This is a genomic window from Bacillus sp. SM2101 (assembly GCF_018588585.1).
Classification (GTDB): domain Bacteria; phylum Bacillota; class Bacilli; order Bacillales; family SM2101; genus Nanhaiella; species Nanhaiella sioensis.
The window spans coordinates 51886-74373 of record NZ_JAEUFG010000004.1 but is presented as its reverse complement, the minus strand read 5'-3'; the positions used below and the strand labels follow the sequence as shown (position 1 = coordinate 74373).

The 22488-nt window shown below is 34.2% G+C and carries 23 protein-coding genes; 14 read left to right on the top strand and 9 right to left on the bottom strand.

The genetic code is table 11. From position 1 onward, the window contains the following. Positions 1-43: 43 nt before the first annotated feature. Complete coding sequence (locus JM172_RS05105; RefSeq protein ID WP_214481019.1) at positions 44-544, top strand: Lrp/AsnC family transcriptional regulator; 501 nt, start codon at positions 44-46, stop codon at positions 542-544. Then, complete coding sequence (locus tag JM172_RS05100) at positions 541-1707, top strand: aminotransferase (protein WP_214481018.1); 1167 nt, start codon at positions 541-543, stop codon at positions 1705-1707. The genes JM172_RS05105 and JM172_RS05100 overlap by 4 nt, the downstream gene beginning before the upstream one ends. A gap of 208 nt (positions 1708-1915) precedes the next feature. On the opposite strand, the gene JM172_RS05095 is transcribed toward JM172_RS05100, so the two are convergent. Next, a complete protein-coding gene (locus JM172_RS05095) occupies positions 1916-2275 on the bottom strand; it encodes a helix-turn-helix domain-containing protein (protein WP_214481017.1) in 360 nt (119 codons plus the stop codon). 333 nt (positions 2276-2608) lie between these two features. Here JM172_RS05095 and yugI point away from each other — a divergent pair, with 333 nt between their 5' ends. Then, a complete protein-coding gene (yugI, locus tag JM172_RS05090; RefSeq protein ID WP_214481016.1) occupies positions 2609-3007 on the top strand; it encodes a S1 domain-containing post-transcriptional regulator GSP13 in 399 nt (132 codons plus the stop codon). Between the two features lie 183 nt (positions 3008-3190). On the opposite strand, the gene JM172_RS05085 is transcribed toward yugI, so the two are convergent. Then, on the bottom strand, positions 3191-3424 hold the full coding sequence (locus JM172_RS05085) for a DUF378 domain-containing protein (protein WP_214481015.1): 234 nt from the start codon (positions 3422-3424) through the stop codon (positions 3191-3193). 776 nt (positions 3425-4200) lie between these two features. Here JM172_RS05085 and JM172_RS05080 point away from each other — a divergent pair. The 4 genes from JM172_RS05080 (at position 4201) to JM172_RS05065 (ending at position 9230) form a co-directional block, all read left to right on the top strand. Further along, complete coding sequence (locus tag JM172_RS05080; RefSeq protein WP_214481014.1) at positions 4201-5364, top strand: iron-containing alcohol dehydrogenase; 1164 nt, start codon at positions 4201-4203, stop codon at positions 5362-5364. Between the two features lie 496 nt (positions 5365-5860). Continuing rightward, positions 5861-6130, top strand: coding sequence for a hypothetical protein (locus JM172_RS05075; RefSeq protein ID WP_214481013.1), 270 nt, complete (start codon positions 5861-5863; stop codon positions 6128-6130). 983 nt (positions 6131-7113) lie between these two features. Then, complete coding sequence (locus JM172_RS05070) at positions 7114-8466, top strand: glucose-6-phosphate isomerase (RefSeq protein ID WP_214481012.1); 1353 nt, start codon at positions 7114-7116, stop codon at positions 8464-8466. Positions 8467-8825: 359 nt separating this feature from the next. Beyond that, positions 8826-9230 (top strand): YugN-like family protein, encoded by a 405-nt coding sequence (locus JM172_RS05065; RefSeq protein ID WP_214481011.1) that lies wholly within the window; start codon positions 8826-8828, stop codon positions 9228-9230. Here JM172_RS05065 and JM172_RS05060 read toward each other — a convergent pair. Beyond that, positions 9227-10222, bottom strand: a complete 996-nt coding sequence (locus JM172_RS05060) for a potassium channel family protein (protein WP_320257858.1) — start codon at positions 10220-10222, stop codon at positions 9227-9229. The two genes, JM172_RS05065 and JM172_RS05060, sit on opposite strands and share 4 nt — an antisense overlap. A gap of 72 nt (positions 10223-10294) precedes the next feature. Continuing rightward, a complete protein-coding gene (locus JM172_RS05055) occupies positions 10295-10528 on the bottom strand; it encodes a hypothetical protein (protein ID WP_214481010.1) in 234 nt (77 codons plus the stop codon). 278 nt (positions 10529-10806) lie between these two features. Here JM172_RS05055 and JM172_RS05050 point away from each other — a divergent pair, with 278 nt between their 5' ends. The 3 genes from JM172_RS05050 (at position 10807) to JM172_RS05040 (ending at position 12152) form a co-directional block, all read left to right on the top strand. Continuing rightward, a complete protein-coding gene (locus tag JM172_RS05050; protein WP_214481009.1) occupies positions 10807-10986 on the top strand; it encodes an H-type small acid-soluble spore protein in 180 nt (59 codons plus the stop codon). 257 nt (positions 10987-11243) lie between these two features. Further along, on the top strand, positions 11244-11606 hold the full coding sequence (locus JM172_RS05045) for a VOC family protein (RefSeq protein WP_214481008.1): 363 nt from the start codon (positions 11244-11246) through the stop codon (positions 11604-11606). A 111-nt stretch (positions 11607-11717) separates the two neighbouring features. Continuing rightward, the gene (locus JM172_RS05040; protein WP_214481007.1) at positions 11718-12152 is read left to right on the top strand and encodes a DUF6526 family protein; all 435 of its coding nucleotides are present in this window, start codon (positions 11718-11720) and stop codon (positions 12150-12152) included. A gap of 105 nt (positions 12153-12257) precedes the next feature. On the opposite strand, the gene JM172_RS05035 is transcribed toward JM172_RS05040, so the two are convergent. The 4 genes from JM172_RS05035 to JM172_RS05020 form a co-directional block, all read right to left on the bottom strand. Beyond that, positions 12258-13010 carry a GTP pyrophosphokinase gene (locus JM172_RS05035; RefSeq protein ID WP_214481006.1) on the bottom strand — a complete coding sequence of 251 codons (753 nt, stop codon included), beginning with the start codon at positions 13008-13010 and terminating at the stop codon, positions 12258-12260. Positions 13011-13242: 232 nt separating this feature from the next. Then, positions 13243-14118, bottom strand: a complete 876-nt coding sequence (gene rsiV, locus JM172_RS05030) for an anti-sigma-V factor RsiV (protein WP_214481005.1) — start codon at positions 14116-14118, stop codon at positions 13243-13245. Next, on the bottom strand, positions 14081-14632 hold the full coding sequence (locus JM172_RS05025) for an RNA polymerase sigma factor SigV (RefSeq protein WP_214481004.1): 552 nt from the start codon (positions 14630-14632) through the stop codon (positions 14081-14083). The genes rsiV and JM172_RS05025 overlap by 38 nt, the downstream gene beginning before the upstream one ends. 650 nt (positions 14633-15282) lie before the next feature. After that, on the bottom strand, positions 15283-15423 hold the full coding sequence (locus tag JM172_RS05020) for a hypothetical protein (RefSeq protein WP_214481003.1): 141 nt from the start codon (positions 15421-15423) through the stop codon (positions 15283-15285). Positions 15424-15917: 494 nt separating this feature from the next. Here JM172_RS05020 and JM172_RS05015 point away from each other — a divergent pair, with 494 nt between their 5' ends. From JM172_RS05015 to JM172_RS05000, 4 genes are all read left to right on the top strand, one after another. Further along, the gene (locus JM172_RS05015) at positions 15918-17114 is read left to right on the top strand and encodes an HBL/NHE enterotoxin family protein (protein WP_214481002.1); all 1197 of its coding nucleotides are present in this window, start codon (positions 15918-15920) and stop codon (positions 17112-17114) included. Between the two features lie 164 nt (positions 17115-17278). After that, positions 17279-18766 carry an HBL/NHE enterotoxin family protein gene (locus JM172_RS05010; protein ID WP_214481001.1) on the top strand — a complete coding sequence of 496 codons (1488 nt, stop codon included), beginning with the start codon at positions 17279-17281 and terminating at the stop codon, positions 18764-18766. 107 nt (positions 18767-18873) lie between these two features. Then, positions 18874-19143 (top strand): hypothetical protein, encoded by a 270-nt coding sequence (locus tag JM172_RS05005; protein WP_214481000.1) that lies wholly within the window; start codon positions 18874-18876, stop codon positions 19141-19143. A gap of 44 nt (positions 19144-19187) precedes the next feature. After that, on the top strand, positions 19188-21134 hold the full coding sequence (locus JM172_RS05000; RefSeq protein WP_214480999.1) for an HBL/NHE enterotoxin family protein: 1947 nt from the start codon (positions 19188-19190) through the stop codon (positions 21132-21134). 187 nt (positions 21135-21321) lie between these two features. On the opposite strand, the gene JM172_RS04995 is transcribed toward JM172_RS05000, so the two are convergent. Further along, positions 21322-22395 (bottom strand): cytochrome D1 domain-containing protein, encoded by a 1074-nt coding sequence (locus JM172_RS04995; protein WP_214480998.1) that lies wholly within the window; start codon positions 22393-22395, stop codon positions 21322-21324. Between the last annotated feature and the right edge of the window lie 93 nt (positions 22396-22488).

The following is a 22488-nucleotide window of genomic DNA, read 5'->3' as shown; positions in this document are numbered from 1 at the left end:
GAAATTCTAACAGTGTATACGTAAAAAAGCGGAGGAGATATGCGTGAAATTATCACAAAAAGAAATTGAGATTCTTGAGGTTCTAGAAGCTGATTGTCGTTTACCTGCGCAAACAATCGCAAAAATGGTTTCTTTGTCAACAGAGGAAGTTGAAGCAAGTATTAAAAAATTAGAAAATTCTAAAGTTATTGTCCAATATGTTCCAATGATAGATTGGAATAAAGTCAACGGTCTCGAAAATGTAACTGCAATGATCGACGTAAAAGTAACTCCTAAGCGTGGGGTTGGTTTTGACGAAGTTGCTGAACGTATATATCGTTATCCGGAAGTGAAATCTGTCTATTTAATGAGTGGAGCGTATGATTTATCAGTCGTCATTGAAGGTCGATCAATGCCAGAGGTCGCCAACTTTGTTTCTGAAAAGTTGTCTACACTTGATTCTGTAATCTCAACGACGACTCATTTTATGTTAAAAAAATATAAACATGATGGTACAGTGTTCGATCAGGATGATAAAGATCAGCGTATCGTGGTGTCACCATGATTCATACAGAAAAATCATTTTTATCAGATACAGTTTTAAGTGTAAAACCATCTGGGATTCGTCGTTTTTTTGATCTAGCTGCTAGTATGGATGGAGTTATTTCATTAGGGGTTGGCGAACCTGATTTTGTGACAGGGTGGAGTATACGTGAGGCGTGTATACTATCATTGGAACAAGGGTATACGTCATATACTGCTAATGCAGGGTTAATTGAACTGAGACAGGAAATAGCATCATATTTAAAGAGCCAATATATGCTCCAGTATAACCCAGATCAAGAGATTCTTGTTACAGTTGGAGCAAGTCAAGCTCTTGATCTTGCTTTAAGAGCTATTGTTAATCAAGGAGATGAAGTGATTGTTGTTGAACCGAGTTTTGTCTCGTATGCACCATTAGTTACATTAGCTGGTGGTAAACCAATCGCTATACAAACAACGGAAACTGATCAATTTAAGCTAAAGCCAGAGCATATTGAAAAAGTGATATCTGAGAAAACTAAAGCGATTATGATTTGCTCACCAAACAATCCTACAGGAGCGGTGTTAACAAAAGAAGAGCTTGAAGCTATAGCAGAAATTGTTGATCAGTACAATTTAGTAGTTATATCAGATGAAATATATTCTGAACTTTCCTACGATGAGCAGCACTATAGTATAGCAAATGTAAATGGCATGAGAGAGCGTACGATTGTAATAAACGGTTTTTCTAAAGGTTTTGCAATGACAGGCTGGCGATTAGGATATGTTGCTGCTCCTGCTGAACTTTTACAGGCTATGCTCAAAATTCATCAGTATTCCATGATGTGTGCACCGACTCCAGTTCAATACGGTGCGATTGAAGCATTAAAAAATGGACGTCAGGATGTTGATGGAATGAAAAAAAGCTATAGACGTCGTCGTAACTACTTTGTGCAATCATTAGTCGATATCGGTCTCGATTGCCATCTACCAGGGGGAGCATTTTATGCATTTCCTTCCATAAAAAGTACTGGGTTGACCTCTGAACAATTTGCTGAAAAATTATTGATACAAGAAAAGGTCGCTGTTGTACCTGGAGATGTGTTTGGTGAGAGCGGAGAAGGGCATATCCGTTGTTCGTATGCTTCATCAATGGAACAATTGCAAGAAGCAATCAAACGTATTAATCGCTTTATAAATAGCTAACTTGGCTGGCTGCATAGCCATTATTAGAAAGTTGTTTCTTATCAATCGTTGTTTTCCTAATTTGATATTAAGGTATTAAATAACAACAAAGGTTGCCAATAGAGCGTAATAAAAAGACAAAACCATTATGGTTTTGTCTGAATATATTTTGTGTAAGATAATAATCGTAGTATGTGTTCAAGTGCGGTTAAAATCTATCGTCATTTTGTTATTTCTGTTCATATTTTATATCATAAAGCATTTGCATCACTTTTAAGAAATCTTCCTCGCTAAATTCTTTTGCTTTACGTAATATGAGCTTTGATTTTTCAGTGCCAACTTCTTTTATAAGGTGTTCAATTTCTTCGTCAAACCCCGAATTTATTTGATAAATTTGTTCTAACAGTTCTGGTGCTGGGATATCTAGTACAGTTGATATTTTTAAAATTGTTTGGGTGTCAGGGAGTTGTGCACCAGATTCATATTTCTCAATCGTACCAGTACCGACACGAATCTTCATAGCCAATTCCCGCTGGCTTAGCTTTTTTTGCATTCTGTACATTTTAATGTTTGATCCGAGTGTACCCATTTTAGCTCCCTCCTAGCACATTCATTTCTTATAAATATTTTACCATGATTGAAAGTAAAAAAATCACTATAAATATGAATATTTAGTGATTAAATGTAGGTGTGATTTTTTTAGGAGTGTAAAGGCTTCAACTTGTTAGGTATATACAAAATATATTAGTTATTGATGAAGGATACGTCTAAAATGGTTTTCTTTGTTATGCTCATATTTTTAGTCCAATTTGCAAATTATAAAAAAATAGATAGAAAATTTGCTTTGAGGTAACTTATTGTTTATGATATAATGTTTAATTGCGTATAAACGAAATAAGAATATCGGTTTAGGAGTGTTTTCATGTCTGAAAAATTTGCAATTGGAAGTGTTGTTGTAGGTAAAGTTACAGGTGTTCAACCTTATGGAGCGTTTGTTGCCTTAGATGAAAATACACAAGGGTTAGTTCATATCTCTGAAATTACTCACGGATATGTCAAAGATATTAATGACCATGTGAAGGTTGGAGACGAAGTTAATGTTAAAGTTCTATCCATTGATGAGGGAGCAGGTAAAATAGGGTTATCTATCCGTGCGACGCAAGAGGCACCTGCTGAAACTGAAAAACCTAAAAAACCTAAAAAACGTCAAATACAAATGCCAGTAACGGAAATGGATGAACAACAAGGCTTTAATACTTTAAAAGAGAAACTTGAAGAATGGATTGAACAGTCTAAGCGAGAAGATTTAATAAAAAAATAAACCCCACATAAGTAAACTTGAGCATCAGTGAATCTTGTGGGAGCTCTATCCATTCGATGAAAGATCCCCTCGTTATTAATGTGGGGATCTTTAGTCATAAAAACAGCTCAGTTCAAATCAAAAAATCGCCTACCTTTTAAGGCGATTTTTTGATTTAACATAAGTTTCATGAAATAAGTGATATCATCTAGTCGTTCTAGGCTCGGTACTTGTTCCAAATTCCTCAGTAGGCTTGAATAATATCCCTAAATTAATGAGGCCTGCAATTCCAACGATACCAAAAATAATTCTTGAAAGAGCGGAACCTTGTCCATTAAAGATTGCTCCAACTAAGTCGAATTGAAAAAATCCAATTAGCCCCCAATTTATAGCCCCAATAATAGTAAAAACAAGTGCGATTCGTTGCATAGTACCCATAATATGTTGCCTCCTTTTTATCTTAATTAATATATATTTTGGCATATATAAGGAAAAATATTCATGATCTTTAATTTTTTTATTTGACTGTTTGCACTTGTATTGGATATACAGGTGTCGTTGGCATCTTTTATTTTTCTCTATACGATGCCATCTTATGTTTTATTTTGTTGTTCTAATTTAATAATACAAGCAACAAAATATACGAAAAGAGCCTTTTTCAACTTCGTTCTCAACTAATAGTTGCTTTTCGTACATAGAAATTAAACACGTATTTCAAGCTAGTTCGTGGCATCTTTTCTTTTCTAATTTATACGATGATACCCATATTTTATTGTCCTAAATTAATCATATAAGCAACAAGTAAACGAAAAGAGCCTTTTTCAACTTCGTTTTCAAACCAATAGTTGTTTTTCGTACATAGAATATAAACACGTATTTCATGCTAGTTCGTGGCATCTTTTCTTTTCTAATTTATACGATGATACCGAATATCTTATTTTATTGTCCTAAATTAATAATATAAGCAACAAAATATACGAAAAGAGCCTTAACTAATAACAATAGCAGCAAAGTTTATGAATAGAGCTTTATAAAAAGATAAGTATAACTGTAGGGGTCAATTCACATATCAGAAGGTGACAAGCTTATTTTAGAGTGAAAACCTTTCACTTTATTTCTGGAAATGCTCGGGCGATTAGTCTTGTCTTGGACTGAGCAGGGAGCTTGCGATTTTGTATTCCTTAAATCATAATGTTAGTGAAAGGAAGGATGTTATGAATAATTTCACGTTTTTTAATCCAACAAAACTAATTTTTGGTAAAGATCAATTAGAACAATTGAAAACAGAAATACCTCAATATGGAAAAAAAGTACTGCTCGTTTATGGTGGGGGAAGTATTAAGCGCAACGGTATTTATGAAAAAGTTACAGCAATTTTCTCGGAAATTGATGCTGAGTTTGTTGAATTAGCAGGAGTTGAACCGAATCCACGTTTATCAACAGTAAGAAAAGGTGTGGAGATTTGTAAGAATGAAGGTATTGAATTTATATTAGCTGTAGGTGGCGGCAGTGTAATTGATTGTTCAAAGGCTATTGCTGCTGGTGCGAAATATGATGGAGATGTATGGGATTTTATGAGTAGAAAAGCAGTTCCTGAAGCTGCATTACCATTAGGAACTGTGTTAACACTTGCTGCAACTGGGTCAGAAATGAACGCAGGTTCTGTAATAACAAATTGGGAAACTCAAGAAAAATATGGCTGGGGAAGTCCTTTAGTATTCCCTAAATTCTCCATTCTTGATCCGACCAATACATTTTCAGTACCTAGAGATCAAACAATTTATGGTATGGTTGATATGATGAGTCATGTATTTGAGCAATATTTTCATAACGTTTCAAATACACCTTTGCAAGATCAAATGTGTGAAGCAGTACTAAAAACTGTCATCGATACAGCTCCGAAACTGCTTGAAGACTTAGAGAGCTACGAGCATAGAGAAACGATATTATACAATGGTACGATTGCCTTAAATGGTATGTTAAGCATGGGTTATCGTGGAGATTGGGCAACTCATAATATTGAGCACGCTGTATCAGCTGTATACGATATTCCACATGCAGGCGGTTTAGCGATTTTATTTCCAAACTGGATGAGACATGTCCTTGATGAAAATGTAGGTAGATTTAAACAATTAGCGATAAGAGTATTTGAAGTAAATCCAGAAGGTAAGAGTGATCGTGAAATCGCATTGGAAGGCATTGATAAACTTAGTGCATTCTGGTCAAGTATTGGCGCACCTTCACGACTTGCGGATTATGACATTGATGATTCGAACCTTGAAGTAATGGCTGAAAAAACTGTTGTTTATGGTGATTTTGGTAATTTTAAAAAGCTAAACAAAGAGAATGTACTAACCATTTTAAAAATGTCACTATAAAATAGTTAGCTAAAAATAATGAGTAGCATAAATAAGTATAGACCAATTACGATTGTAATTGGTCTTTTACTATTGGTTGTATTCGCATTAATTATTGCTATTCGTCTTAGATATTAGCCCACGTATGTTGCTAACGTTCGTGGCATCTTTTCTTCTCTAGAGATTATAGCAATCATATTATAAATATCAGTTACTAAAAGATAGGTAAAAAACAAGTTTCAAAAAAAGTCGTTACTTTTGTACGATCCTTATGCATCTATGTGAATTTGAGCTTTTTTATCTAGTATTATTTGATGAAGTAATTGTAATATTGGTGAGAGTATTATAATGAGCTTTCCTCTCATTAAATGTTGGAAAAGACATAAACATGTATACAACTAGAGCATTTGAAACCTTTTCTTCTTTAAACAATAACTATCGTAAGAGCTCAGTTTACTGTTATAAAAATAGCTGTAAATTTTTTAACAAATACTCATTAGTGTTAGGAGGAAAAAATATGGAGTTTGTCATTTATGCACTGCCAATTATTCTTTTTGTTCTTGGTTTGTATTTCATTGCGGATAATATTGAAACGAGAAGAAGATTAACCTACCCTCTAATTATTGCAAATATTGTACTTGCAATTCATTTATTCTTTCTAACAATAGTTGGTGGATGGGTGATATTAGGTACAGGAATGTTATCGGGTATTATCGTAATCATATGTTGGCTGATTTTTATAATTATGAGCCGTTTTAATAAAAAAGAGAAGCAATTAGAAGAATAGATGGTGAAAGGGTTTTACTAATTTTAGACAAACTCATTTAGCTTAATATAAGGAGAATGAGGTGCCTTCGCTTACTATTTGTAAAGTTAACGCACTTAATCCCTTATAACAAAACGAGTGATTAACATATTATTTGCGTTTATCTAGCTTCAGCACCTTCGTCCTTTCACCAGAAGACCAAAAGCGTCTTCAGTTGAAAATGTTCTAACGCTGTCGAGGTTGAACAGTCGGCTCGGCTTTTCTAGTTATCCAGCTTCAGCTCCTATCCCCTCGAGTCGCTTCACCATTTCACCCGAAGACCAAAAGCGTCTTCAGTTGAAAATGTTCTAACGCTGTCGAGGTTGAACAGTCGGCTCGGCTTTTCTAGTTATCCAGCTTCAGCTCCTATCCCCTCGAGTCGCTTCACCATTTCACCCGAAGGCAAAAAGCGCCTTCAAGTGAAAAGGCTCCAGTGCTTGTCGGGGATAAACAAGGCACTTTCGCTTTTCTAGTTGTCTAGCTACAGTGCCTATCCCCTCGAGTCGCTTCACCATTTCTCATGAAGTCAAAAAGCGACTTCAAGTGAAATGCTTCCAGCGCTTGTCGGGGATAAACAAGGCACTTTCGCTTTTCTTTTTCTCCAGCTTCAGGTACCATCGGCTCGAGGTCATAAGCCAATACGTCAAGGTAAAGTCCAAACCTTCTAGCCGAATCGTCTTATGCTTGTCACCGATAAACAGGCACCTTCCGCTTTTCTATATTGTCTAGCTCCGCCTCCTAACCTCTCGAGACGTTTCACATTTTCATCAGAAGACAAAAAGCGTCTTCAGTTGAAAATGTTCCAACGCTTGTCGAGGTTAAACAGTCGGCTCCACTTTTCTATATTGTCATAAAATATTTTATTTTGGAGACGCTTACATAAGGGTGGTGTTCTTGATTTACTCACAGCCTTTCGCTAAAGTGGTATTTATAAAGATTTATTATTCAGTTTGGAGGTTAACAAGATGTCATATATTAAGTTTGATTATTCAAAAGCATTATCGTTTTTTTCAGAACATGAAATTACATATTTACGTGATGCGGTAAAAGTAGCTCATCATTCTTTGCATGAAAAAACTGGTGCAGGAAATGATTTTTTAGGGTGGGTTGATTTACCTACAGATTATAATAAAGAGGAATTCTCACGCATTCAAAAAAGCGCAGAAAAAATTAAAGGTGATTCTGAAATATTGTTAGTCATCGGAATTGGTGGATCATATTTAGGTGCACGAGCTGCCATTGATATGTTAAATCATTCGTTCTATTCATCGCTATCAAAAGAGCAAAGAACTACACCACAAATTATTTTTGTAGGTAATAATATTAGCTCGTCGTATATGAAAGATGTGATGGACGTATTAGAGGGCAAAGATTTCTCTATTAATGTCATTTCAAAATCTGGTACGACAACTGAGCCAGCTATTGCTTTCCGTATTTTCCGAAAAATGCTTGAAGAAAAATATGGAATTGACGAGGCAAGAAAAAGAATTTATGCTACCACCGATCAAGCTAAAGGTGCATTGAAAACTCTGGCTACTGAAGAAGGATATGAATCATTTATCATTCCTGATGATGTAGGTGGGCGCTATTCAGTACTCACTGCTGTTGGATTATTACCAATCGCAGTTAGTGGTGCTAATATTGAAGAAATGATGCGAGGAGCTCAAGATGCTAGCAACGAATTTTCTAACTCAGAGTTAGAAGAAAACGGTGCTTATCAATATGCAGTTGTTCGGAATGTACTTTACAATAAAGGTAAAACGATAGAAATGTTAATAAATTATGAACCATCGCTTCAATACTTTGCTGAATGGTGGAAGCAGTTGTTTGGTGAAAGTGAAGGGAAGGATCAAAAAGGTATTTTCCCTTCATCAGCAAACTTCTCTACTGATTTACATTCATTAGGACAATATGTCCAAGAAGGTCGTCGTGATTTATTTGAAACGATTCTTCATGTGGAGAAACCTCGTCATGAATTAACGATTGAAGAGGCAAGTAGTGATTTAGATGGCTTAAACTACCTTGCTGGTAAAACAGTCGATTTCGTTAATAAAAAGGCATTTGAAGGTACCATGCTTGCTCACACAGATGGGGGAGTACCAAATTTAACTGTTTCAATTCCAGAGCTTAATGAGTATTCATTCGGTTATTTAGTATACTTCTTTGAAAAAGCTTGCGCCATGAGTGGATATTTATTAGGTGTAAATCCATTTGATCAACCAGGTGTTGAAGCTTACAAAGTAAACATGTTTGCACTATTAGGGAAGCCTGGTTTCGAAGAGAAGAAGGCTGAGCTAGAAAAGCGACTTAATGACTAATGAATTAATGTAATAATTATGAATGAAGCTTGAGGGGATTTTCCTCAAGCTTTTTTATTTTTGTTCAATTATACATATGGATGAATGATATATAGATGGTTAACCTAATACAAGAGTAAGGCTCTTTTTGACAATGTTGTTGCTATTATTACTAAGGCACCAATTCGTGAACTTTATTGCTATTGCAATTACAGCAACATATTATTTAATTCAGTTACATCATTTTAAACAAGCTATGATAAGTTTTTCTAAGTAAGGATAGTGACAACGAACGTGATAACAGCTATGGGGGTTGTCATCTAGTCATAAAAAGCAACAAGCTAATAGAAAACAGCAAAAGCTAAAGGACGTGTTACAAAATGATTGAATTATCATCAAAGATAACGGGTACAACTTTTAAATTATTTAAGTTGGAACAAGAGCTAAAACCTTTAGGTTATGTTATTGGTGGAAATTGGGATTATGATCATGGCTCATTTGATTATAAAATTGCCAACGAGGTCGGCTATCATTTTCTTCGTATTCCTTTTGAAGCTGTCGATGGTCAATTAGATTCAGAAGGAGCAACCGTTGAACTTGGTACCCCATTCTTATTGACACATAAATACCAAGTTGGTTTAGATGATAACGTACATGTTGGAAATGTGAATGCTTCATTTAATCAGTTTTCAGAGCCAGAAGATCCTGATGCAACTGTCCCAACGAAATATGTAGATATGGGGAAGTCCCTCATTAAAGATTTAGAAGAGAGGTTACTTCACTAATCCATTATGACTAACAGTTCGTCTTGTGCCTTAATTAGAAAAGAGTGAGAGGGATTGACATAAGATTCATCTCCTCTTTTGACTCCTATTAATAAAATACGTTTGCAAAGTAAACTGTGGCTAACATCACGGAATGTTTGATTAATTAGGTCTGTTGTCGTTTGTATGTACATGATTTTACTGCCTTTTAAATGATCGAGCATTTTGAGTAATGTGTGGGCCATACCATGTGATAGTAGACTATTAACCATTACATAACTTGATAACTTGGTCGTTTCGACTATCTCATCTGCACCTGCACGTTCAGCGTTGTTCACGTGATGTGATGTTAAGATTTCAACAATACTATATATGTTACAATTCAACCCCTTGATTGCTAAAAGTGTTAGGATAGAATTCATATCTGCAGTTAATTCATCCTTGCTTTGATCAGCAGTAATTAACGCCATAATTGCTGAATTAACATTTGCTTTTTTTAGAGTATCATCCTGTGAAGGGTTTCCTTTTATAAAATGAACATTTTTGTTTGGTAATGGATTGTGCTCTAATGACTCGTCTATTAAGATAATTTCAATCGCTGGCTTAAGTTTTGAAAGGTGAGTGATCGTTTCGTACGCACGACCATTCCAGCCTATAATAATAATTTGATGTTCTCCTTTAAACGAGATTTTTCCCTCCATAAATTCGTTCTCCTTAGCAACTGCTGTAGCCGCAAGAGTAACAAAATATGTTGTAACAAAGCCTGTCCCAGCTAAGATGAGAATAATAGCGACCAGCCTTCCAATCGTAGAAGCTGGAACGAAGTCACCGTAACCAACAGTTGAAGTAGTGATGATTGCCCACCAAATTCCATCAAATATTGTAGGAAATTGGTTTGGTTCAAGTAAATGAATAATTGTACCGAATAGGATAATCATTATAATAATAATGGATAGTATCCTATAAACAACATGCCAACGTAAGTACGATGCTAATAGCCCACCAACTTTCACGGCCTAACCTCCAATCTAAAAGTACACCTCTCAATTTTTTGAAGCCTATAAGTATTTCATTCAGAAGCTGAGTCACGTCATCATGGAGAGAATTTCTCTCATAATATTATTAAGATGATCATTTATATTTTGGTCTCCATACTTTTCCTTTGCTTGTTCAATAGCGGTAATCACATCATCCTCAAAGTCAAGAATTGGCTTGTCTGTCTCTGATTCGTTATATAGAGCAATGATTGAATCAAGCCCTTCATTTAAGCGATCAATCGTATCGCTTAGCACTTGTTTCTCATCATTTGTCATTTTCATTGCTGTTCGCCCTTTCAAATTTAGTCTAGAAAAATAATATGTATGCTAATAGTGTGTTCGATATTTGGACAATTTTGCATAAATTTTTCTTTTTTTTGTAATGATATTGGTGGAGTAAAAATTACAAAAGACTCTTTTCGTAATCGTTGTAATTATTTTTACGACAGTAAAACAGCTAGAAATGGTTTTACTTTAATATTAATTAGATGACATGATTTCTAGTTGTAACGCGTTAATTTCTACGAAAATAAGTCTTTTAAAAAGATGGAGGCATAGTAATGGATATAAAACGAGCGAAACAAATCATTTCATCACCAAATGATATAACTGTTCATTATAACGGCGTGTCTGTTTGGATTGATAGTTGTGATGAGCAAGGGAATGTTGCTACAGTCCATATGAGAGGTAATCATCATGAAAAACGGTCTGTACCGATTGCTGAGTTAGAAGAGGTTTAAACGAATAGGATTCACGCAAAGTGGTGAACTCTCAATGATGAGATTCCCACTTTTTTTGCATAAGTAGGTTTTTGGGGTCTAAGAAATAAAATATGTAAGCATCTAGCATTCGTGGTATTACAAAAGTACGCCGATAAAACTTTACTTATAGCCATAGATAATAGCAAAGCTTACGAAGAGAAGCAAATTAAAACCGTTGTCATCTTGATCATATAAGTTACAATGGTGGTAGGTAAGAAGAATGGAGGTTAGAATCAATGATTAATAAGATTGCAACAGTTGCAGTGTATGTAGATGATCAGCAAAAAGCAAAACACTTTTGGACAGAACAAGTAGGATTTGAAGTAGTGGCAGAATTCCCAATGGGACCAAATGCTAATTGGCTAGAAGTAGCTCCAAAAGGTGCGCAATCTCATTTAGTAATATATCCGAAGGTCATGATGAAAGATTGGAATGAGAAGCAGGCATCCATTGTGTTTGAGTGTGACAATGTACAAGCTACATACGAAATGTTAAAAACAAATGGCGTAGAGTTTTTAGATGAACCGAAAAAAATGGAATGGGGGACATTTGTTCAGTTTAAAGATCTTGATGGTAATGATTTTTTACTTAAAGGGTAGTATCAAATTATTATCTAGCAGTTAAGATAAGTTTAGTAAATTGTTCCATTATTGTCACCGTTGTGATATTCTGAATTTATAGAATATTTCAACAGTAAAGGAGCGCTTTATTTGAAAGAACAGAATTTCAAAAACCATACTCGCTACCATGTACCATACCATTTTATAGGTCTACCAATTATTCTTGCTGCATTAATTGGAGTCATTGTAAATTTAGTGTTTGCTTTATCAGATGGTGAGTCAGTTTGGCCTGCAACATTAATGTTAGTAGGGGTAGTTGGATTAGTGATCACGTTTATTCTCGTTCGAGAGTATATTTTGAAATTACAAGATCGTGTCATTCGAACAGAAGAGAATTTAAGAGCGTATGTGTTAACAGGTAGGTTATTAGATTCTAATTTGACAATCGATCAAATTATTGCGTTACGATTTGCTAGCGACGAAGAATTTCCTACACTTTGTGAGAAAGCCGTAAAAGAAAATTTGAAAAGGAAACAAATTAAGAAGGACATTGTTAATTGGAGAGGGGATTATTTTCGAGCTTAACACTCCAACTCTTATGAACAATAATTAAGTTAACGTACTATTATATTTATGGTGAAATTAGGAGGAGACGATACTCCTCCTAATTTAAAGGAAGGCTTAAAATAGCTAGTTCTTATTGTTCTTATTAAATTCCGACATAAACATGGCTGGTATTAGCTTAAATGTGTCATTGTTTGCCAGTTGTTCCCCAAGAATATCCTCATGCTGCGATAATTGTTTAATTTGATTCATTTCTTTGTGTAAATCTTCCATTTTCTTATCTAATTTAGCAGCGGTATCAGCTGCTTCTTTGAGCTCATTTTTGATTCTTTCTGGAATTTCCTTATTATATTTATAATATATTTTGTGCTCTAAACTTGCCCAGAAATCCATGGCAATCGTACGAATTTGAATTTCTACAGGAACTAGATCTTCTCTATCAGACATGAAGATAGGAATTTGGATAATTAAATGAAGGCTTTGGTAGCCATTTGGTTTTGGATATTCGATATAATCCTTACACTCAATGACTGTTATATCTTTTTGTTGTTCTAGCATGTCTTTTATTTTGTAAATATCAGATATAAAAGAACAAGTAATACGAATTCCTGCAATATCCTTAATGTTTTCGCTTATATAAGGTAGTGAAAGGCCAATACCTTTTCTATCGATCTTCCTTAATATGCTTTCTGGGGACTTCAAGCGAGAGTTAGTATGCTCAATGGGGTTATAGTCGTGTATATATTGAAATTCTTGTTTTAATATATCAATTTTCGTATTCACTTCAGCTAAAGCAAACTTGTAAGACATCATAAAGCGAATTAAATCTTTTTTGAATGATCTCATTTGCTCTATATTATTTTGTGATTTTGCATCCATAGTCGTCGTCCTTTTCGTGTTTTGTACCTATCTGGATAGCTGTTTGTCATTTGGTGATCTTTGTTCTTAAGTATCGATTAATCCATGTAGAAATAATAAATGACAGTTTGTAATATGTCAAAAATGGATGATGTAAAAGGACTGTATAGAAATATTAAAACTAATAATTAGACTCCATATACATTTATATATGGAGTCTAACAAAGCCCTCAAGCAATTTAATTTAATATAGCTATTTTAAGTACGTATTAGAGACGAGTATATCAGAAAGTACTTCAGTTGGGATTTCAAACCATACTATTCCATAGTAAGCAGGGGCAACTGCTGATTCATCAAACGAAATGACTAACTTACCATCGTTGTTTATATAAAATTGTTGGTCAGGTTGAATTTTTTCCCACGGATCTTGTCTTAAATATTGCATGTTGACATCTGGATGTGAAATCCAAAACGTAAGTTCTTCGTTTTCAATCAAGTTTGTCATTTGATTTAAAATATTTTCACTTATCACGTCCACATAGCTTTCATCTTTAAACAGGCTAGGGAGGGTGATTAGTAATTCATTTTCTTTATCAATTGTATCATATTGAATTGTTTGTTGAGCTGATCCTGCGACATCAACAACGATTCTACCTATAGATAAAATTTGTTCATTATCTGTCTTAACTTTATAATCACTGGAAAGAGCGAAATTCCCTCCAGAATCCTTTTCATCTTCCATTTTTGCCATAAAATCATTAAATAGCTGTTGGCTTTCTTCAAGGTATTTTTCATTTAAGGTTGTTTCTAATGAGGAATCTTCCATATCTTGAACGGCAGGTACTTTAATATCTACACTAAATTTTTCATCCGTTACTTCATACTCTCTAAAAGTAAGTACCTTCACTATACTACCAATGATGGGAGTTTCTGATAATGTACTAGCAACTGTTGGATTAATATTAAGGCTAGTTACAAAAAGTATCGTTGCTGCAGCTAATCCAGCGAAATACCACTTTTTCTTTTTCTTCCTACCTTGCTTTAATGCCTTATTAACGACGTCATCTAACTCTTTAGGGACCGGAATGCGATTATACTCTTCTTGTGCTTTGGTAAAGTGTTTTTTCATCTATATTTGCCTCCTCTAAATAATCATCGTCAATTTTTATACGTAATAATTGTAGAGCCTTGTATAAGCGGGATTTGATCGTGCTCACATTCTCATTTAACACATTTGCAACCTGTTCTAATGTTAAGTCTTCAAAATATTTAAGAATGATAATAGTTTTATATTTATCCGGTAAGTACTCGATGATCATTTCCAAATTAAGCTGTTCATAGTTGTCGTATTTGCTTGGACTTATTAACTCCATTGTATGTGTATCAACTACGCTAACTTTTTTCTTCTTCCTTATAAAATCCAAAGAGGTATTAACGACTATACGATAGTACCAACTTTTCAAAGAATTTTTATCTTGGAGAGTATGAATGGATGTTAGGGCTTTCTGTATCGATTCGTGAACAATATCTAATGCATCCTCAGAGTTTTTTACATAACTATAGGCTAACCTATAGCATTTCTGTTTGTGTTCCAAGATGAATTCCGTCAGTTGTTGTTCTGATATTCCTTTTCTCTTGTTCATAACATTCTTCCCTCCTTTGGTGTTTTTTGCCCTATACGATATAGACGTATCAAGGTGGATGAAAAGTTGAATGAAATGAAAAAATTTATTTAAGCTCTCTAATTCTTATAAATGCTAAGACCAAAATGCTGTTTTAGCAAAGCTTGTTGTTTTTCAAAGGGAATAAACACTGATATCTTTTCTTAAGTAGCATAATGACTAATATGATCAAGTCACTCCTGATGGTACTAATTTAGTGAAAAACTTAACAAAGATTTCAAAAGAAGTCTTTAAAAAATCTTCCTAATCGGCAGTTTATAATTCTCAAACTAAATTTGATCGGAGAAGTTACCAAGTATAGAATCAAAGAGCTAATGAGAGGGTTATGAAATGGTGTGTCCTACAAATCGAAGAGAAAGTGGTGGATATTTAAAGAAAAGGCTCTTTTCGTAAACTTTGTTGCTATCAAGACTATTTAAGAAAAGAAATTAATCTTTTTTTGGCAATTGACCTCATTTTAAATGAGAAAAGGTGTCACGAATAGCTGGTTTTTACGTATTTAGTTCTTAGTAGGAAAAGCAACAATCAATGCAAAACAGCCAAAGGAAAAGTGAAGGAGGTTGAGAGAGAAAAGGCGCTGATATAAATGTATCAACGCTTTTGTTCATTCTTTATTTCAACATTTTCCTTAGTGCTTTCTTTCCTAATTTAAATATCATTTTTTTTCCAACTGTCCCTTTGTTAATTGATTTGCTGCTTCTAAGAACTTTAGTTAATCTATACAAATTTTTCCCTGCTTTATAAATGGACATATCGATCCTCCTACAGAGCTTTTAAAATCATTATATTAGACTTGATATTAAATTCCTAGTAACAACATATGAACATAAAAGCTGGTAATGACTAATTGTCTGAAAAGGTGTGTATAGTTGATAAAATGATGATCTATATTGTCTAGTATAATAAGCGACCATGTGCGGAATAATAAGACACAATTCATTGATATCCTCCGTAAAGCCCTGTTTGGTATGAGCAGGGCTCATTTAATTTATTTGCTCAAGTAAATCGACTCACGTCAAATTCAGACAGCTAGAATACATAATGAGCATTCCTGCTTTGCTAATATTAGTATTGTCATATTTTGTAAATGTTAAAATCACATCATTATCACATAATCTTTCTTTCTTCCTTCACACTCCTATCAAACTTTCAACAATTTTATTATTTATCATATATCTACAGTGTTAAACAAGTTATCTATTAAATGAATTTCAAATCTATTCTACAAGATAGGAGGAAAAATAATTTGAGATTATCAACGAAGTCAATAGCTGCTACAGCATTAGCGGCAACTTTAGCTACGAGCACAATCTTGCCAAATTATGCGTTTGCTCAAGCAAATCAAGGCGTAGTTTCTGATGTAACTGCAGAGGATATCATTCTTGCACCTGTTAATATGCAAAAAGTATTAAACGAAATTGCTGCTAGTAAAGTGATTATGGATTCATATAAAACAGCAATATCAACACAAGGAACGATTCAATCAGACATACTTCCAGATTTACCTACCTATCAACAAATTGCTAGAGATCATGCTAGTGATTATACGAATAATTTAAATGAATTATTAATTGATAGGGACCTTGATGTTGTAGATTTTGCTGACGAATTCACTGTTTATTATGATCTTCTTATTGAGGCTTTAGATAGCATTGAAGCTGGGGATGAACAAGCGCGTAATGACTTCAAAGATTTATTAGATTTATTGCAGTCAGATATACAATACTATCGGGACGATGCAAACGATACGATGTATTCATATCAAGTGTATAAAGACGATTTGCAGGAAGATCACTTTAATTTTCAAAATGCAGCTACCACAGCACTGAATACAATTGAATTAGAAGATGAAAAAAGTAAACTGGTTCTTGAACAGCTTCAGGACTTAGGAGTTGAAATTTCTAATGAAAATACAATCTTAACTGGAGAGTATATAGAAGCTGGAGTTGTAGGGCTTGAACTCACGACCTATTTACTAGAAATGGCTGTGGAATTCGAGCTGACCCCAACCCCGATAGGAATTGCTTTAGCTACATTTACGATCATATATGGTGCGGTGAATGGAAATAAGGAATTGCAGGAAAAACAAGAAAAGGTAAAAGAACTGACCGAACAATATAATGATATTGTCCTAGGGTTAAAAGGAATACAAAGTCAAGCTGCAATTTTAGCTGGCATACAGCTACAGCTTAGTAATTTCTATAATGCTAATGATGGTATTATTCAATCAACTAGAAATCTATATAAGGAATGGGATTCCGCTTATGTTGGAATTCAAAACTTAAAAGATAAATTTGAACAGGGTGATATTAGTATTCAAGAAATACGTAATATATTACTTAACGCTAAACAGAGTTGGCAAAACAATGGTGCCCAAGCTAGCTATATTAACAATCAACTTCATTTAAAAAATTCTGTTGAAAATGCTACTACTGGAAGCTGAATTAATTAGAGTAAATTACTTCGCTTTTAAATAACATGTTGTTTTTTGTACTAAAATCTATGATTTTCTTAAGCTATGGCAACGTCTTAATTGATGTAATTAGGTCAAAACAATGTTTACGAAAAGTATGAAAAAAATGATACTAATAAAGGGAGAGGCTTACAATGAAAAAGACAACAAAAGTAGTTACGGCATCTTTACTAGCATTAACAATTGCAGGGAATTCAATCCCATATAATGTATTTGCAGAGGAAGTAGTTACAGTTGAAGATACTCAGCTGCAAGATTCTGAGATGGGAGACAATATTGATTTGTTTCAGAATCGGGCACAACAGTTGATTTCTGATAAACTTGCACTTGATATTTATGCAAACACAATATTAGCACAAGGAACTATTAAACAGATTCAGTTTAATGACGATGATGGGAAACTAGTAACAGTTCCTATTGATATACATCAAGCAACAGCCAAACAAAATGCCTCTTATTGGAGAGATGACCTTGAACCCAAAATGATTAAACTGAACAACGATATAAGGTCTTCTGCTGATGACTTTCAGTACTATTCTGATTATGCGATTGAATATTTAAATTCATCAGATATAGATAGTGCAAAAGAAATGATAGAAGCTATGATTGATGAAACGAATGACAACGTAACAAATGTAAATAACACGATTGAAGACATGAAAGCCTTTAGTACTGACCTTACTAAGGATTCAACAGATTTAAAAAGTGACAAAGACCAACTTGATACATGGCTAGGGAAAAATGGGGAAGATGGTTATGCAATTGATCAATTAAATAAAGATATTGCAAACTTTGAAAAACAGATGGATTCACTTAGACAACAAGAATTAGATGTTGCTCTCGCTTCTGCTGGAGCTGGAGTAGCGTTATGGATAGGAGCAGGGGTAGTGCTAGCTGTTGCGCCTGAAACATCTCCATGGATTATTGGAGGTATGGCTGCTGGTGGGATACTAGCAGTTGGGGGAGGAGTCGGTACATCAGTTGGTGTATATCAATCAAAAATTAATGATGTTAAGCGGGAGTATATCGCAGCAATGGATGAATTAACTGATTTACAAAAACAATCAGCAGGATTTAAAATTGCCGAAGAACAAGTTAGTTTAATGGTTGATAAAATAGACAAGGCGATTGTAGCACTTAATGATGTAAAAGATACGTGGGTTACTTTACAAAATGACTTAGGTTATTTACTTGATCATCTGACAACTGCTGATACTAATGTAGAAGATAAAATCTCAAGAGCTAAAGCAGAGCTTAAGATATCTCAAAGTAAATGGGCAGCTGTTTATGCAGATACAAATTTACTAAACACATTTGGCCAAGCTGTATCTGTTGCTGATCTTGACGCTTACCAATTTGATGCACCAACAAATTTAACAGCAAATAGTAGTAACTCTTCAGTTACTTTAAATTGGGACAAGCCGACTTTTGCTTCAAAAATTAACGGAGATAATATTACGTATGATGTCTCACTTGATGGCGTAGTAAAACAGAGTAAACTAACTAATACAAGTGTTGTATTATCAGGAGATAATGCTCCTTCAGGTGAACACACTTATACAGTTAGGGCATTTGATGGCACAGTTTATTCAGATGTAGCAACAATAACAATTACAAATTAACAATATGAGCTGCCCCGTATACAACTTTAATTGAAAGTAAGGGGCAGCTATAAATTATTCATTGCATGGATAAGCCCAGTTTAAATAGTGAAAAGGAGATAAGGTATATGGAAAATAATCGGTATTACAGCATGTTAGTGTCTCTGAAGTACGGGTTACTTATCGCATGGGTGATCTCCATATCTTTTGTCCGAATGAATGAAATTGTAGGTGTACTTGGTTTATTATTGGCTTTCATTTATGTATTAATTTTGATTTATTTAGTTAAGGATACGAGCCGGAATTTTACAAAGAAGTTTCCTATTATATTCCTTCAATTATTAATTACTATTATCCTTGTTTCTTTTAGTGTATGGAGTCTAGCTAAAATTTATTAATACGTTGATTTGAAAGAGTCCATTTTTACGAAGGGGTGAGGTTGTTGGGGAGAAAGTTTTTTCCATTATTGTTAGTTACATTAGTTCTTTTTAATACAGTGATAACAAATCATTCATATGCTGCTGAGAGTGATACTACTGTAGTAACAAATGCTGAAAATGATATATCTATAGACCCTGTACAAATACAAGATAATGTTAATAATTTGTCTCATATGATTCAACAGGTAGAAGAATATGCACTAGCAATTAAAGAAAAAACGATTGAAGATGAACTAGGTTCAAGTGCTAGTTTTGCAGACCATCAACTAGCCTCTAAAGAGCATGCTGATACATGGTTATACGATATAAATAATCAAATGTATAAGGTTGTTAGTGATGTGGTCGATTATAGCAACGATTTTGAGCAAGCTTATACACAAGTTAAGGAGCTTATTAGTGAACTGAATGATAATGCTGATGCTAGTAATCAGTTAATATCATTACTAACGGAAATGAAAGGTAAAGTTGCTGAGAAACTAGCAACAATTGATGAAGTTCAACCTAAGTTAAATAGTTTTGATGCTGATTTAACGAATGATGTTACTAACTTTACAGATGACTATAATGAGGTAGGCTCGCAAATATCTCATGATCAAAATGAGATTAAAGCACTTCAGAATGAAATAGATGATCTAAATAAGAAAATGAAAGAGAAAACACCTGTTACAACTTGTAACTATTACGGGTGTACCGTAACATATGTACAAAAATATGATAATACTCAATTACAGAAGGACAAAATAAGTGATCAAAATGATATTGACAAATTAAATGATGAAATTAACACATTAAGTAACTTTCAAAATAAAATACAATCTCTGATCGACAAAATAAATACTGTTGCAAATAACCTGACACTTACAAATATTAGGGATGCATGGGTAGTTCTTGATTATAGCTTTGAACAATTAATTAATGTCTTAAATAAGACCGATGTTGATAATCATCAGGCTCTATTAAACCCACAAATGGACATTGCCAACTCTAGATGGAAAGACATAAAGGAAGTTGCTCTCACACTTCAGGAAAGTATGGTTTTTAATGAACCGTATAATAAATTTACGCCCCAATCGATAGATCATTTTCGAAATGTGCTCGTTAATCCAAATGAGTATACGATTGAAGCTGTGGTAACACCCTATGAATTAACAGATTTTGAACGTGTTTTCCAGGCTCATAATGAAAATAATGGAAAGAAAACAACTATATTTTTTAATAGCAATGGTAGGATTTCTTTTGAAGCGGTTGGAAATTCTTATGATAGAATCAACTCTAGCGATGGTGTTGCACAAGTTGGACATCAAATTTTTGTAGCTATGACTTATAGTATGAATGATGATGGACAGCATGTAACTAAAGCTTTTGTTAATGGCGAAAAAATAGGTGAGACAGTTTCATCATCATTATCTTATATTGACGATGTTATGTATATAGGGTCAACCGATGGAAAAACGAATGTCTTTAGTGGATCGTTTAACAACCTGAGCATATCAAATATTGCTCGTACTGAAAATGATATAAAAGCAGATTATGAAAAAGGAATGAGCAAAGATATTAACACCATTGTCTATATGAATTCAGACAATAAACTAGATATTACTTATAATGAAAGTCATCAAACGGATACAGATAGTACAATTGATGTATCAAAGTCACAGAAAGCGGTAAGTTATTATTATGTCGATGCTGTAAAATTTGTTTTTACACCAAAAGATAATAAAGATTTATCTGGAGTTAGCATTAGCTATCGGTTAAATAATGATACTGTGATAAATGAACGTATGCAGCAAATGCCTGATGGGACATGGGTCTATTATGCACCTATAAAAGATGGGGATAGGATAAAATATTCATTTTCTTACGGATTAAACGAAAATGGACTTCAGTACAATGAACATACGGACCAGTATATTTATACTGTTCCTTATAACTCTTATCCTACTGCATAACCTAGATAAAGGAGAAATTGATATTCTAAGTAAAATATAACGCTCCGTTCTTAATTGAGCGGAGTTCTTTTGAATGTTTGTGTATGACATGCTATGTGTTGACGATTTTGTACTCGATAATGGTGGTGTGAATAATCCGCTAGTGAGTTGGTGTCCTTAGCCAAAAATTCACCTTATTACGAAGAGGTTAGTTTGATGTAAAAGCAATAGCTTCTGGAGTACCTCCAACAAGAACGTTTGCAATGATTGAATGAGATTTTGTATCTATAACCGCGACAGTATTTTGCGAATCACACCCAACGTATGCTAAATTCCCATCAGGAGTAAATTCCACAAAACGTTGACTGCTGTCTAATTGGATTGTCGCTATAACTAAATGAGATTGTGAATCTATGACAGTGACTGTTGTGCCACTGAAAGTACCAACATATGCAAAATTTCCATTTGGCGATATAGCAATAATATTTGGTCGGTTATCATTATTTCCTACAGGAATAGTACGGATAACGGATTGAGTCTTTACGTCAATTACTGAAACAGAACCTATATCATTTGAATTTGAATTTACAACATAGGTTAGTTTTCCATCTGGTGTAATAGCTAAACTGGCAGGTTCTATTCCGACGCGTACCGTAGTTATATGAGTTTGCGTTTTCGCATCAATAACAGATACGTTGTTAGATGAAAAGTTTATAACATAAACGAGCTTTCCGTCAGGTGTTATTGCTGCACCAATCGGTCTAGCTCCAACGGCTACATTCGCAATCACTGAATGTGTCTTCGTGTCGATGACCGATACACTACCTATATTAGCATTATTCACTACATAAGCTAACTTCCCATTAGGTGTAAAGGCAAAAGCTTCTGGACGTATATTTACGGGCACAGTTGCAATAACTGAGTGTGTTTTGGTGTCTATAGCTGAAACGATATTTGTCCCACTAATAGTCGCATAGGCGAGCTTTCCATCAGGTGTGAAAGATATAATAACGTTTTGGGAGAAGAAACCAGCAGTACTACCAATTTGGATAGTAGCAATTATGGAATGTGTTTTAATGTCAATGACGGATACTAAACTAACTTCATTAGTTATATCTGTAATTAATACATAAGCAAGCTTTCCGTTCGGAGTGATGTTAATATTAGTTGGAATATTACTTAAAGGGATTGTGGCGATTGTGGAGTGCTTTTTAATATCAATAACAGACACAAAACCTGAGTTTCTAAGGTTATCGTTGTTTACTACATAAGCCAAAACCATCATACTTACCTCCTTTCAAATGTGCAATGCTCATACATGAATATAGATCAAGAGTTAGCCTGGACTGGGAGTAGGATTAGGAATTTCAAAAGG